The 14,282-nt window shown below is 71.3% G+C and carries 9 protein-coding genes; 2 read left to right on the top strand and 7 right to left on the bottom strand.

The annotated features are described in order from the left end of the window. The first annotated feature begins 3,365 nt into the window (after window positions 1-3,365). Both AB0I67_RS25445 and AB0I67_RS25440 read left to right on the top strand, forming a co-directional pair. The gene (locus AB0I67_RS25445) at window positions 3,366-4,019 is read left to right on the top strand and encodes a DUF433 domain-containing protein (RefSeq protein WP_357927912.1); all 654 of its coding nucleotides are present in this window, start codon (window positions 3,366-3,368) and stop codon (window positions 4,017-4,019) included. A gap of 380 nt (window positions 4,020-4,399) precedes the next feature. Continuing rightward, the gene (locus AB0I67_RS25440; RefSeq protein ID WP_357927921.1) at window positions 4,400-5,023 is read left to right on the top strand and encodes a Pr6Pr family membrane protein; all 624 of its coding nucleotides are present in this window, start codon (window positions 4,400-4,402) and stop codon (window positions 5,021-5,023) included. Between the two features lie 34 nt (window positions 5,024-5,057). Here the strand turns inward: AB0I67_RS25440 and AB0I67_RS25435 are convergent, their stop codons facing one another. From AB0I67_RS25435 to AB0I67_RS25405, 7 genes are all read right to left on the bottom strand, one after another. Continuing rightward, the gene (locus AB0I67_RS25435) at window positions 5,058-5,609 is read right to left on the bottom strand and encodes a PIN domain-containing protein (RefSeq protein ID WP_357927910.1); all 552 of its coding nucleotides are present in this window, start codon (window positions 5,607-5,609) and stop codon (window positions 5,058-5,060) included. A 1-nt stretch (window position 5,610) separates the two neighbouring features. Beyond that, the gene (locus AB0I67_RS25430; RefSeq protein ID WP_357927908.1) at window positions 5,611-6,069 is read right to left on the bottom strand and encodes a helix-turn-helix domain-containing protein; all 459 of its coding nucleotides are present in this window, start codon (window positions 6,067-6,069) and stop codon (window positions 5,611-5,613) included. A gap of 85 nt (window positions 6,070-6,154) precedes the next feature. Continuing rightward, window positions 6,155-7,474 (bottom strand): MFS transporter, encoded by a 1,320-nt coding sequence (locus tag AB0I67_RS25425; RefSeq protein ID WP_357927906.1) that lies wholly within the window; start codon window positions 7,472-7,474, stop codon window positions 6,155-6,157. Beyond that, window positions 7,471-8,790 carry an ATP-grasp domain-containing protein gene (locus AB0I67_RS25420; protein ID WP_357927904.1) on the bottom strand — a complete coding sequence of 440 codons (1,320 nt, stop codon included), beginning with the start codon at window positions 8,788-8,790 and terminating at the stop codon, window positions 7,471-7,473. The genes AB0I67_RS25425 and AB0I67_RS25420 overlap by 4 nt, the downstream gene beginning before the upstream one ends. 2 nt (window positions 8,791-8,792) lie before the next feature. Then, window positions 8,793-10,310, bottom strand: coding sequence for an amino acid adenylation domain-containing protein (locus tag AB0I67_RS25415; protein ID WP_357927903.1), 1,518 nt, complete (start codon window positions 10,308-10,310; stop codon window positions 8,793-8,795). Continuing rightward, window positions 10,307-10,495, bottom strand: a complete 189-nt coding sequence (locus tag AB0I67_RS25410; RefSeq protein ID WP_357927901.1) for an MbtH family protein — start codon at window positions 10,493-10,495, stop codon at window positions 10,307-10,309. Before AB0I67_RS25410 ends, AB0I67_RS25415 begins: the two co-directional genes overlap by 4 nt. Further along, entirely contained in the window at window positions 10,485-14,279 is a 3,795-nt protein-coding gene (locus AB0I67_RS25405; protein ID WP_357927899.1) for an amino acid adenylation domain-containing protein, read from the bottom strand. The genes AB0I67_RS25410 and AB0I67_RS25405 overlap by 11 nt, the downstream gene beginning before the upstream one ends. Window positions 14,280-14,282: the final 3 nt, after the last annotated feature.

Below are 14,282 nucleotides of genomic sequence, written 5' to 3'. Positions count from 1 at the left end.
CAGCTCCCCCACACCCCCTTGCCGGGGGCCTCCCGGCCCCCGGTCCCCCGGGGGTGGGGCGGGTTCGGTGGTGGGGTGGTGGTGGGCTGTCGGGTTGGGCCGGGGCGGTGCGGGGGGATCGTTGGGGGCTGGGTTGGTGCTTGGCGGTTAGTGTGAACGGCCTTGTATTGCTCTCTAACGACGGATCACCCGCGGGCCTGGGCTGTAGCTCGGTTTCCTTGATGGTGTTGGCGATATGCGGATCACCCTCACGGGCGTGGGGACCACTCCGTCGTCCTGTTCGTCAAGGTAGGCGAGCTCGGATCACCCCCACGGGCGTGGAGACCACACGGCGCGGCCCGTGGTCGCACCGATCCCGGCCGGATTTACCCCCACAGGCGTGGGGACCACACGCCCACCTGGCGGGCGAACGCCGCGCTGGCCGGATCACCCCCACGGGCGTGGGGACCACACGGCGATCCACCGGGTGCGCATACCGTTGAGCGGATCACCCCCACGAGCGTGGGGGCCACTCAACGTCGGGCGCAAGGTCAGCGAAGATCTTCGGATCACCCCCACGGGCGTGGGGACCACCGGCGGTCACTGCCCGGGGAGTCGTAGTAGACCGGATCACCCCCACGGGCGTGGGGACCACTAGTCCTCCGTGCCGCCAGGAGGTGCGCGAACCGGATCACCCCCACGGGCGTGGGGACCACCCCTCCTGGACAGTGACTAGGACTCCGAGCGACGGATCACCCCACGGGCGTGGGACCACGCGTACTCGGCCCTGGCCTACTTCTTGGTGCGCGGATCACCCCCACGGGCGGGGGACCACCCTTGTAACGTATGACACGGCTCACGCAAGAACGGATCACCCCCACGGGCGTGGGGACCACCGCCGGGTACGTTTCGAGCTCGATGTCGTGGCCGGATCACCCCCCACGGGCGTGGGGACCACAAGTTACGGAGGAGTGGCGCCGGGATCGGCCACGGATCACCCGCACGGGCGTGGGGACCACGCGACCGCGCCTTTCGACCAGGACGAAGAGACCGGATCACCCCCACGGGCGTGGGGACCACCACCACGATCACCCTGGTGTGCAAGACCTCGCCGGATCACCCCCACGGGCGTGGGGACCACGGCCTGATCTACACCCGGCCGAACCTGGGGAGCGGATCACCCCCACGGGCGTGGGGACCACTCCATGTATGGCCAGTCCCTCTATGCGGGCACGGGATCACCCCCACGGGCGTGGGGACCACGTGCTGGTCGACCTCGGCACCAAGAACGACGACGGATCACCCCCACGGGCGTGGGGACCACGACACCGACGGACTCACCGACGAAGGGCGCGAGGGATCACCCCCACGGGCGTGGGGACCCCCCGCACCGAAAATGATCACCGACGATCCCGGCGGATCACCCCCACGGGTGTGGGGACCACGATGCCCGAGCGGCGGGTCTGCTCAGACGCCGCTGGATCACCCCCACGGGCGTGGGGACCACCTTTTCGTGGGTCTTTCTAGATCGCTTTCTTTCGGATCACCCCCACGGGCGTGGGGACCACGGGCGGCAGGGCGCAACCGGCAAGGCGTGGCGCGGATCACCCCCACGGGCGTGGGGACCACCCGGATACCGGCCGCGCGACGGTAAGCCTCAGCGGATCACCCCCACGGGCGTGGGGACCACGGGTACCCCGATGGCGTCAGCCGCACTGAAGGCGGATCACCCCCACGGGCGTGGGGACCACGACTACGCCGGCAAGTACGCGCTCAGGTGCGCCGGATCACCCCCACGGGCGTGGGGACCACGGTTCCCGGCCGTAGGTGGGGTGGCGCCAGCCCGGATCACCCCCACGTGGTGGTGACCCGGTGTGGGGGTTCGACGAGGTCGATACGCGGCGCCTTCCCCACGCCCGTGGGGGTGACCCGACAACGGCGGCTCCTGCTCCGGCCCAGGCCAGGCCCTTCTCACGCCCGTGGGGGTGACCCGATCGACCGGACGGATTTCAAGGTCGGCGTCCGGCCTTCCTCACGCCCGTGGGTGTGGCCCGCTGCAGCCGAGCGGCGGCGGCGACAGATTCCCGCCTTCCTCACACCCGTGGGGGTGACCCAGCTGGTTACGGACAGCATGCCGTGGACTTTCATGCCTTCCCCACGCCCGTGGGGGTGATCTGTGGGTCAACACGCCCGTGAGCGACGACGACCCGCCTTCCCCACACCCGCGGGATGACCCGCGTCTTCGGCTTCCATGCGTACGGACCACCGCGCCTCCTACGCCCGTGGGGGGTTCCGCGACGGTCTACCTGCCGAACGAGATCGTCAAGCCTTCTGGTCAGCGGCCTTCTTCGACGCTCCTGCATGGCTATCCAGCCGAAGTTCTCTCTTAGTGATCTCTTTACGGGTGCTCGAAGAGCAGTGTGGTTATGCATGCCAGCACCGATTTCAGCTGATGTCGTGGATCTGCGGCAGCGAACAAGTTGCACTCGAGGACGCGCCATCATTTGTGAGAGGTTCGCGGACATCAAGCGGTGAGCTGAGCTGATATGGCGGGGTGTATATGGTGGCCGTCGGCTTGGCTCGGAAGTGTGCGAGATTTCGAGCTTCGCCCTGGCGGCTTGATGTCGGACGGGTGGGATTGAGCAGGTGGGATGGCGGTGCGTGGCCGTCACGGCCGCGGTGGATAGGAGCGGAACGCGATGACTGAGCGCAAGGCATGGGCTGTCAAGCGCGTCGAGGCCATGAGTCGTCCTGGAGCCGGGGCTGGGTATGAGGCTGCTCGGCTGCGATTTGAGTTAGGGAAATCGGTGCGGGATCGGCGAAAGGAGCTAGGGCTTACGCATGAGGAGTTGGGGAGCGGGTCGGGGTGAAACAGGAGGTGGTTGGGCGGCTGGAGGAAGGGGGAGCGATGCCCGTTCTGCCCCTGCTGGTACGTATTGCGGGAGCGCTGGAGATGCGGCTGAAGGTTGAACTTCGGCCGCTTCGAGAAGAGTAAGCAGTCTGCCGGTTCGGCGAGAGAGTTGAGCGGCTGCGTCTTCGGCGAGAGAGTTGAGCGGCTGCGTCGACCGTGTGTTGTGAGCGGGGATCGGCGCAAACGGAGTGCGCTCGTGCCTCGGAAGCTCCATCACGTGGGCAGTTGGAGTGTCGAGAAGGTGGACGTGTCGTCGAGGTGTGGCTTGAGGCCTTGGGCGGATACTCAGCGAGGCGAGGCGAGGCGGCGTACTGGGCTACTGGTTGCTTTGGCGTCGAGGCCGGCCAGGCTGCGTCGAAGATTCGCCCGGCAGCGCCGGGAATGGGGCTCCGAGGCGGGTGCGGTAAAGGCAGATGATTTCGGGGGATGTTTGCGATGATGAAGCCGGTCGGGTCGGTCAGAGGAGGTGAAGCCGGTGTCCTACAGTCCGAAGCTTGCGGCGGCGTTGTCGGGTGCCACGCTTCGCCAGCTCGCGCACTGGCGTAACGCTCGTACAGGGCGTGGGGAGGTGCTGGTGCCCGAGGTTTCGCCGGTGCGTCCGGTGCTGTACTCGTTCCGGGATCTGATTGCGCTGCGCACCTGTGTGAAGTTGCGAAACGACGCCTCGCTGCAGAAGATTCGCCGGGTGCTGGACACACTGCGCGAGGATCTCCAGGAGCGGGAACATCTGTCGGCCTATCAGTTGGTGACGGACGGCTCGACGATCTATCTGGTGGAACAGGGGCAGGCCACCGATCTGGTGCATCGCAAGGCCAACATCGTCATCCATGAGCTGGTCGAGGTGTTGCGGCCGTTCTATCGCGACGGGCGGTACATTCCCGACCTGCTGCAGCCTCGGGAGCATGTCACCGTCGATCCGAACGTCCGGGGCGGGATGCCGGTGATCGAGGGGACCCGCGTGCCGTACGACGAGGTGGCGTCGCTGCTGCGAGACGGTGTTCCGGCCGAGCGGATCGCGGATTTCTACCCCAGCGTGTCGGCCGTGGCGGCACGTGACGCCGCGGACTTCGCCGACTATGTGGACAGCTACGAACCCCCTCGGGAGTGGCGTCAAGCTGCTGCTGGATAAGGATGTGCCGCGCCCTCTTCGCCAGGTCTTGACGAGTTTCGTGCTGGGTCACGACATCGTTCATCTGCTGGACTTGCTTGGCTGGTCGGGCACACGGGATGAAACGTTGTATCCGCGGGCCGCAGCCGAGGCTTTCAGGAGGTCCGCGCCAGTGATGGGCGGCAGATGCAGTGTCCCCGCGAGGCGGCGGCGATCGTGGCGGCCCCGCCTGATCACCTGACGAAGGGTCGGTTCCGCGGCGGCGAGTTGCCGGCGGGTGATCGATCTGGTGGTGGCGGCCAAAGTTCTGGCTGGAGATGCTCTGCGTGCGTCGGAGGCGTCCCGTGGCAGCGATGCCCCTGACAGGCCAGGGACATGTGCCGGATATCCTCCCGGCCGTGATGCTGTTCCGGATTGTCCTGGTCTTGGCTGCGGTTGTCGGGCTCGTGTGCACGTGGCGGGGTGCGGCTAGTCCGCTGTCGCCGCTCGTCTACTTCACGGTGCAGAGCAACATCGTGCTGGCCGTCTACTACTTGGCCAGGCTGGCGGGATGGGCGGGGACGGGGCGGGTGAAGGGGGCGGTGACGCTCTACATCTGCATCACGGGGCTGGTGTTCAATCTGGTGCTCGTCGGTGGGAATCCGTTCGCTCCGGTTCTGGATGGGCGAGGGGATCAGGTGCTCGATTGGGGGAACCTGCTGCTGCACACCGTTACGCCGGTCATGGCGGTGGTGGATTGGCTGCTGTGGGATCGGGACCGGGGGCCGCGCTGGTGGGATGCGGTGGTGTGGGTCGGGTATCCGGCGGGTTATGCGGTGTTCGCGGTGGTGCGGGGTGCGCTGCTGGCTCCTGGGACGCCGCGGCGTTATCCGTATCCGTTCCTGGATGTGAGCGTGCTGGGGTACGGCGGGTTGCTGATCAGCGTCCTGGTGTACGGGGCTGTCTTTGTTCTTCTCGGGTTGGCGGTGGTGGCAGGGCACCGGCTGGTGGCGGGAAGGGGGAGGGTGGTTGAAGCTGCGCTGTAAAAGTGCAGCTCGTGCGGTGTGGTCGTGGGTGGGCTCAGCCTCGGAGGGTTGCGGCTGATTCCACCAGGCCGGCGCGTTCGAGCGCGTCGAGGATGTCGGCGAAGGACTTCGGTGGACGAGTGCGGCTGCTCGCGATCTGGTGGACGCAGTCGCGGACGACGACCTCGTCGAGGTCGAGCTGATCGAGGATGAAGTCGTCGGGGCTTTTGGCCGTGATGCCGTAGGTCGCCAGTACGTCGGCGGGGAAGTCCTTCAGGTTCGATGTCACGATCACTTCTGCACCGGCTTTGATCGCTGTGGCGAGGACGTGCCGGTCGTCGGGGTCGGGCAGCTTGAGGCTTTCGGTCAGTTCCTCGCATCCGCTCACCAGGGCGCCGGGGATTGCGGCGTTCATGAGTTTGCACAGGGTGGAGAGCTTGTCCGAGGGGATGTCCGGGCGGTTTGCGGCGAGGTTTCTGGTGACTTCGTCGAGGATCTCGGCGGACCAGTGGGCTCGGACCAGCCCGGAGCAGGCCACACGGATGAGCAGGTCGCGGACCTCGTTGCCGTACAACACGTTGGCGTCGTAGACCACGACGAGCGCCATGTCAGTACAGGTCCAGTTCTTCGCTGAGGGCGACGAGATCATCCGCGGCCTTGCGGCCGGCTGCGTCGCTGCGCTGCTTGTAGGCCATGAGGTCTTCGAACCGCACGCGTCGATGCCGGCCGACGAGACGGTGGGGGATCTTTCCCGCGTCGAGGAGGCCGATGAGGTAGGGCCTGGACACGTTCAGCAGGTCCGCCGCCTGGCGAGTGGTCAGCTCGGCGTGGCTGGGCATCGCGGTGACCCCGCGGCCTTCGGCGAGCTGGGTGAGGATGTAGGCCAGCATGGTCACAGCGTCGCGGGGCAGGACGAGCGCGTCGTCGCCCGCGAGCTCGCCGGTGACGCGGATGTCGCCGGTGCCTGGGTGGGTCGCGAGGTAGTCCTTGATCCGCCGCACGGCGCGGGCGGCGTCCTGGGCGTCCACGCGACCGGGCTCCAGGGATTTAGGCGTCCGTACAGTCATGCGCTGCGCTCCTCTCTATCTGCAGTATGTGTAGCAGGTGCAATAAATGCAACCCGCCGAACTGCGGAGCGTACGGCATGCACGTTTATGAGATGGGGCCTCCCGGCTCGTGCACCGGTGGGGCAGGGGCCTTGGGTTCTTCCATGGCGGAGGTCGTGCGGGTGCGGCGGTCCTTCCAGCTTGGGAGGCAGAGCCAGGCGGAGAGCAGGCCGCCCAGGGCGCAGACGGTCCAGAGGGCCCACGAGTTGAACGCGTAGACGGCCCCGCCGATCAGAGGCCCGAGGCCGGTGCCGGCGGTGATGGCGGCGCTGTAGAGGCCCTGGTAGCGGCCGCCCATGGTGGGTGGGGCGAGGTCGCCGAGGTAGGCGCTGGCCATGGAGGCGTACAACATCTCGCCCATGGTCCAGATGAGGATGGTGGCCGCCAGCCAGTGCATCTCGCCGAAGAAGCCGGTCATGGCCAGGCCCACGCCGGTCAGGACGTTGCCCAGGGCGAGGACGGCGCCGGGGGAGCGGCGGGAGACCAGGCCGGTGATGGGGAGTTCGAGGAGAAGGACCATGACGCCGTTCAGGCCCATGAGGAGGCCGAAGTCGGCCGGGGTGAGGTGGTGGGCGTCGACGTGGAGGGGGAGTCCGACGGTGGACTGGATGTAGACGAACTCGGCGATCACCGTCATGACCAGGAAGCGGCGGAGGCGGCGGTCGGTCAAGGCTTGGCGGTAGCTGGGCTCGGGGGTGGCGGGGATCGGCTCACCGGGTGGGGGTGCGGGGGGCGGGTCGCCTGGGATGTCGGAGTGGGCTCGGGCGGGGGTGAGGTCGCGGAGGAAGAGGGCGGCGATGGCGGCCAGGAGGAGGCAGGCGACCGCGTTGCCGAGGAAGAGCGCCACGTAGGAGACGGTGGCCAGGATGCCGCCCAGGACACCGCCGACCGCGGCGCCGATGTTCATGGCGAAGCGGTGGACGGCGAAGGCGGCCAGGCGTTGCTGGGTGGTCGTCGTGGCGTCCACCAGGAGGGCGGCCGCGGCGGGGCGGTAGATCTGGGAGGCGGTTCCGGCCAGGAAGACCAGGGAGATGAGCACCGCCAGCTCGTCGAACAGCGGGATGGCGGCGGTGGGGCCGGCGGTGGTGACCATGGACAGGACGATGGTCCAGCGGCGGCCGATGCGGTCGGCTAGGTAGCCGCCGATGGCGCTGCCGAGGATGTTGCCGAGGCCGGCGGCGCCGAGCACCAGGCCGGCGGCGGCGGGTGGGATGTCGCGGCTGGTCAGGTACAGGACCATGAAGACGGGCAGGAAGTTGCCGACCCGGACGACCAGGATGCCGAGGCTGACGATCCACACCGTCGGGGGGAGCCGGCGGACGGTGTCGCGGAACCGGGGGTGTTCCGGGCCGGCGCGCAGGCTCACCGGCCCGCCTCGGACGACACGGTCCCGGGGGCCGGAGACAGGGGCTGGGAGGAGAGGGGCTCGGTTTGGATGTGGATCAGCGCGGCCAGCCGGGTGCAGGCCGCGATGGCGTCCTCAGGGGTGGCGCCACGGGCCAGGATGTGCCCGATACGGTCCTCGCTCCAGGTGAGGGGCGGCACGACGTCCCCCGGCCCGACGGAGAGCTCCAGCTCGACCAGGGCGGGGTCGGCCCGGACGGCGTCCTCGCCGGTGATGGACAGGACGGTGCCGGGCGGCGGGGTGAGGAAGCGGATGGCGGCCCCGCCGACCGGCCGGGGTGAGGCGGGCAAGGGTTCCAAGAGGCCGAGCCGGGCGCCGAGGGCGTAGCGGTCCATGTCGACGCCGTAAGCGAGCTCGGTGAGCTCGTTGATCCGGTCCCCGCCGATCCGGGTGTGCGACTCGATGATGCGCGGCCCCCGGCTGGTCAGCTTGAGCTCGGTGTGTCCGGGCCCGTGCCGCAGGCCGACGGCGTCGAGGAAGGTCAGCACGAGCTCCTCGGCGGCACGGAGCGCGGCGGCGGGGTGGCGGCTGGGCGAGGAGTGCCCGACCTCGACGAACCCCGGGCCGCCGAGGACCTTGTCGGTGATGCCGATGACCACGTGGCGGCCGTCGAAGCTCAGCGTCTCCACGCTGATCTCCGGCCCGTCGAGGTACTCCTCCATGAGGAAGCGGTCGAGCGGCCCGGCGAGGTCGGCCGGGTCGAAGGTGGCTTCCAGCTCGCGGAAGCGCGCGGGGATGGCCGCCAGGTCGGCCTCGTCGCGGACGGCGAAGACGCCGATGCTGCCCGCCTCCGCGACCGGCTTGACGAAGATCGGCAGGCCGTGGGCGGCGGCGAAGGCCCGCAGGTCCTGTTCGGTCCGGCCGACGGCGGCGGCGACCGGGCTGATGCCCAGCGCGTTCAGGCGTTGCCGCATGCTGGCCTTGTCCAGGAGCAGGTCCACCGTCTCCAGCGAGTACCCGCCCAGCCCGAGCATCTCGTCGATGAGCGCCGCGGGCTGGACGCCGAGCTCGTACAGCGAGATCACGGCGTCGAACGGGTGCACGTCGTGCAGCGCCCGCACCAGCGGCAGCAGCCGCTCGGTGTCGGTGTAGTCGACCAGCAGCGCCTGGTCGACGTAGGGCCAGTGCGACTGGTCGTACTGGTTGGGGTGTTGCACGTAGACGACGTTCATGCCGAGCTCGCGGGCCTTGCGCACGAACTTCGCCCGGCCGCCGATCACCGCGATCGTCGGTCGCTTCGTCGGGTGCGGTACGGCCTGCCGTACATCGCGGGTCATGGTCAGTTCTCCCTGGGGGACTGCGGGGTCACGAACGGGATCTTCCCGAGGGCGGCGCGGTCGACCTTGCCGGCCCGGTTGAGCGGCAGCCGGTCGAGCCAGACGTGGAAGCGCGGCACCATGTGGGACGGCAGGCGGTCGCGCAGCCGTTCGAGCAGCTCGGGGAAGCCGGGGGACGGCGTCCCGGCGAGGTAGGCGACCAGGGCCGCGCCGCCGGGGGCGTCCTGGCGCGCCAGCACCGCGGCGTCGACCAGGCCGGGTAGCTCGCGCAGGGCGTGTTCGACCTCGCCGACCTCGACCCGGAACCCGCTGATCTTGACCTGGTCGTCGATGCGCCCGAGGAAGACGTACTGGCCGTCGGGCTCGCGCCGTACCCGGTCTCCGGTGGCGTACATGCGCTGCCCGGGCGCGGTGGCGAACGGGTCGGGCAGGAAGACGGCGGCGGTACGGCCCGGCAGCCCGAGATACCCCCGGGCCACGCCGGCCCCCGCGATGAAGAGCTGGCCGGCCGCCCCCTCCGGCACCGGGCGGAGCTCCTCGTCGAGCACGTAGGCGCGGATGCCGCGAATGGGCGTGCCGATCGGCGCCCAGCGGGGCGTGGCCTTGTCGCACCGGTACCAGAGCGGCGCGACCGTCGTCTCGGTGGGCCCGTAGCCGTTGTGCACGACCAGCGGCTCGGCCTCGGCGAGCCCCGGCCCGTCGAGCTGCGACCCGCCGGTGATCACCAGCCGCACCCCGGCCTCGGCCAGCTTCGGCAGCAACGCCCGGCCGTACGGCCCGAGCACCGCGGCCGGGATCTCCAGCACGGTCGCCCCCAGCGCCCGTACGGCGTGCACCACGCGGGTCGCGGGCAGGTCGCCGGCGTCGGGCACGGCGACGCAGCCGCCGCAGCACAGCGGCATGAGCACGTCGTGCACGGTGCTGTCGACGGTGACCGCGAGGGTCCAGAGCATCGTGTCGTCCGGCCGGATCAGGTCGAGCTCCTCGATCGAGGCGGCCATCAGGTTGGCCAGCCCCTCGTGCGGCACCCCCACGACCTTGGGCCGCCCGGTGGAACCCGAGGTGGTGATCGCGTAGGCCAGGTCGAGCCGGTGCGGCACGCCGAGCGGGCCGGCCTGCTCGCCGGTCAGCGTGGGGTCGTCGATGAGCTGGGCGTGCGGCAGCCAGGAGGTCGGGGCGGCGACGAGCACCTGCGCGCAGCCGGTGTCGCCGAGGACCTCCTGGTTGCGCCGCGGCGGGTCGTCGGGTTCGAGCGGCAGGCACGCGGCCCCGGCCCGCAGGATCGCCAGGAGGCCGATCACCGCCTGCGGGCCGCGCGGGGCGAGCATCCCCACGATGCCGCCCGGCCCCGCGCCGCCGCGTCGCAGCCGGGCGGCCAGGCGGGCGGTGAGCAGGCCGAGCTCGGCGTAGGTCCACGAACGGGCGGCGGTCCTGAGCGCGGCGCGTTCCGGCCAGGCGCGCACCTGCCGCTCGAACAGCTCGGTCACCGTCGGGGCCTGAGCGGGGCGAGGTGTCGTCACGTCGGCTCCCGCAGACTCAGGGGCCGCAGGTCGGTCCAGGTCTCGTCGATGTAGGCCAGGCACTCCTGTTTCGGCCCGGTGGGTCCGGCGACCCGCCAGCCCGCGGGCAGGTCGCGCCCGGCCGGCCAGATCGAGTACTGCTCCTCGTCGTTGCGCACGACGTGGAAGTCGCCGTCATCGAACATCTCGGGTGTCGTCCTCTCTCAGCGCCCAGGAGATCGCCTCCGGGAGCATCGCCTCCCAGGCGGCGTAGGTGTGTCCGCCCTCGCCGTACGCGCACCGCACGTGGTGGCCCTCGGCGGTCAGGTCCGCGCCGGTGCGTTCCACCGACTCGACGAGGGTCAGGCCGTCGTCGAGCACGATCTCGGCCTCCTCCTTGCTCGCCGACAGGAACAGCCGGGCCGGTGGGGAGATCGCCGGGCCGAGCCGGTGCTCGCTCAGCGGGCCGGACAGCGCGACCGCGCCGCGGAAGCAGTCGGGGCGGCGCAGCGCGGCCCGCACCGCGGCGATCGCGCCGAGGCTCGCGCCGACCGCCGTGGCCCGGCCGGGCCGCCAGCGCGCGCCCAGCTCGCCGCTCAGCATCGGGAGCAGCTCGTCGGCGAGCAGGTCGGGGCAGTCCTCGGCGAGCAGTTCGGTGCGCCGGGCCGCCCAGCTCTCCGGGCTCACGAAGAGCGCCGCGACCGGCGGGATCCGCCGCTCGTGCACCAGCCGGTCGAGGATCGCCGGCAGGCGCATGATGTCGGCGAACTCCGAGCCGTCGAGCACCACCAGGACCCGCATCTCCTCGACCGGCCCGGCGGAGACGTACAGGTCCACCCGCCGCTGCCGCCAGCTCCGCCGCTCCAGCCGGGCCCCGCCGCGCAGCTCGGGCAGGCTCTCGGCCAGCAGCGCGGTGGCGTAGGCGGCCGGCGTGCGGTGCCGCATCATCAGCCGGAGCGGCACCTCCCGGCCCAGCAGCCGCCGGACCGCTGCGGTGGCCCGCGGCACCAGCAGGGAGTGGCCGCCCTGCTCGAAGAAGTCCTGGCCCGCCGCGACGGTACGGCCCAGCACGCCGGACCAGGCCTCCGCGACCCGGGCCTCCAACCCCGAGGCCGGGGGCGCGGCCGGCTCCGGTCGCGACGGCGTGACCGGGGGCAGCGCCGTACGGTCCACCTTGTTGTTGACGGTCAGCGGCACGCGCGGGATCCGCGCGAGGTGGTCGGGGACCATGTAGGCGGGCAGCGTGGCGCGCACCCGCTCGCGCAGCGCCGGCAGGTCCACCGAGGCGTCGGCCACCACGTAGGCGACCAGGGCGGGCCCGGTGTCCAGCTCGGCGCGGAGCACGACGGCCGCGGAGGCGCCGTGCCGTACCAGGGCGTGCTCGATCTCGCTCGTCTCGATCCGGTAACCGCGGATCTTGACCTGCCGGTCGGCCCGGCCGAGGAAGTCGATCGCGCCGTCCGGCAGGAAGCGGCCGACGTCCCCGGTGCGGTACATGCGCTCGCCGGGCCGGCCGTACGGGTCGGGCAGGAAGGCCTGCGCGGTCAGGCCGGGACGGCGGTGGTAGCCGCGCGCCAGGCCGTCGCCGGCGAGGTAGATCTCGCCGCGCATGCCCACCGGCGCGGGCCTGAGGTCGCGGTCGAGGATGTAGGCCCTGGTGTAGGGGATGGGGTGCCCGATCGGCACGCGGTCCAGCGGCGCGTCGTGGCCGTCGGGGGTGTAGGTGGTGGCCAGCACGGTGCACTCGGTGGGCCCGTAGGAGGCCATGACCTCGCAGCCGGGCAGCCGCTCGCGCGCGGCACGGAAGCTGGCGGGGTTGACCACGTCGCCGCCCACGATGAGCTGGCGCAGCCAGAACAGCCCTTCCAGCTCCTGCTCGACGAGCAGGTCGAGCTGCGGCGAGACCAGCTTGAGCGTGGTCACCGCGTACCGGTGCAGGACCGGCCGCAGCTCCTCCAGCAGGGTGCCGGTACCGGTCACCACGGTGCGCCCGCCGTGCGCGAGCGGGGTCCACTCCAGGACGGAGACGTCGAAGGTGAGCGGCCCGGCTTGCAGGAACGTCGCGCCGGGTCCGACGTCGAGGTAGTGCGGGGCCCCGGCGACGAGCCGGCTGAGCGCGCGGTGCGGGACAGCCACGGCCTTGGGCGTCCCGGTCGAGCCCGAGGTGGAGATCAGGTAGGCCAGGTCGCCGGGGCGCGCGGCCAGGGGCGGGTCGCCGCCGTCGTGTCCGGCCAGGTCGGCCGCCTGCGGGACCACCAGCGCGCCCAGGTCGGCGGGGAGCCGCAGCTCCGGGCTGACCAGCGTGAGGCTCACCCCGGCGTCGGCGACCAGGAAGCGGAGCCGGTCGGGCGGGAAGTCCGGGTCGAGCGGGAAGTAGGCCGCCCCGCACTTCAGCACCGCGAGCAGGACGACGAACCGGTCGACGGCCGGCGCCAGGCAGACGCCCGCGACCTGGCCGGGGCCCAGGCCGAGCGTGGTGAGGTGGCGGGCCAGCCGGTTCGCGCGCCGGTTCAGCTCGCCGTAGGTGAGCTCGCCGCCCGTGCCGACGACGGCGGCCTCCTGCGGCCGGAGCGCGGCCTGCGCCTCGACCAGCTCGACCACCGTCGCCCGCGGCGCGCTCTCCTCGGCGGGGCCGGGCGGTTCCCCGGCCACGTCCAGCTCGCGCAGCGGCCGGTCGGGGGCCGCCGCGCCCTGGCCGAGCACCTGGAGGTAGCGCTCGGCCAGGGCGGCGATCGAGGCCCGGTCGAACAACGCGGGCCGGTAGACGAACGTGACGCGCAGCCGCCCGTCCGCGAGCTGCGTGGTGAGGGACAGGTCGAAGCGGGCGGTCACCGGCAGGTCCGGGTACCACCACGCGGGCGCGTCCGGAGCCTCCGCCAGCGCCGTACGGTCACCCGCGTGGTTGACCACGATGTCGAAGATCGGGTTGCGTTGCTCCTCGGGCGCCGCCCGCACCGCCCCCACGATCTGCTCGAAGGGCACGTCCTGGTGCGCGTCCGCGGCCATCCAGGCGTCACGGGTGCGCGCGACCAGCTCGCGGAAGGTCAGCTCCCGCCCGTCGGCCCGCACCCGCAGCACCAGGGTGTTGACGAAGAAGCCGATCAGGTCCTGCAGCTCGGGCCGGGGCCGGTCGGAGACGATCGCGCCGAGGGTCACGTCGTCCTGGCCGGTGAAGGCGCTCAACGTCGCGACCAGCGCAGCCGTCACCACCACGCCGGGGCTGGACCTGGTCCGCCAGGCGAGCGCGCTCATCGCCGCCGTGGCCTCCTCCGGCAGCTCCAGCACGACGCTGGCGCCGGCGGCGTCGGCGGCCGTGGTGCGGGGCCGGTCGGTCTGGAGCTCCAGGCGTTCGTAGCCGTCCAGGGCTTGCCGCCAGTGCTCCAGGTGGGGTTGCAGCAGGTCGCCGTCCAGCAGCCGGCGTTGCCAGATCGCGTAGTCGCCGTACTGGACCGCGAGCTCGGGCAGGACCGGCGCCCGCTTGGCGAGCGCCGCCGCGTACAGCTCGACCAGGTCGCGGGCCAGCACGTCCATCGACCACCGGTCGGTGACGATGTGGTGGAGCGCCACGAACAGGCCGTGCCCCTCGTCCAGCTCCGCGGCCACGGCCCGCAGCAGCGGCGGCCGGGCCAGGTCGAAGGGCTCGGCCGCCGCGCGCTCGACCGCCCGACGCCAGTCGCGTCCGGCCCAGTCAACGGGGATCTCCACCTCGTCCACGACCTCCTGCGCGACCGTCCCGTCCGGCCGAAGGACGAACGCGGTGCGCAGGATGGCGTGGCGGCGGGTCAGGGCGGTGAGCGCGGTGCCGAGGGCCGAGGGATCGAGCCCCGCCGGGAAGCGCCAGCCGCCAGTGATGTGGTACTGGTCGTGGGACGAATCCAGCTGGCGCAACCACCACAGCCGCTCCTGGCCCGCCGACAGCGGGAACCGGCGCGCCCGGGGATCGCGGAGCAACGGGAACGGATTCGCCGGGCGCGGCTCGAACCTCGGCATCGG

The sequence above is a fragment of the Nonomuraea sp. NPDC050310 genome, assembly GCF_040655795.1.
Lineage (GTDB): Bacteria > Actinomycetota > Actinomycetes > Streptosporangiales > Streptosporangiaceae > Nonomuraea.
This window is presented reverse-complemented; position numbering and strand designations above follow the sequence as displayed.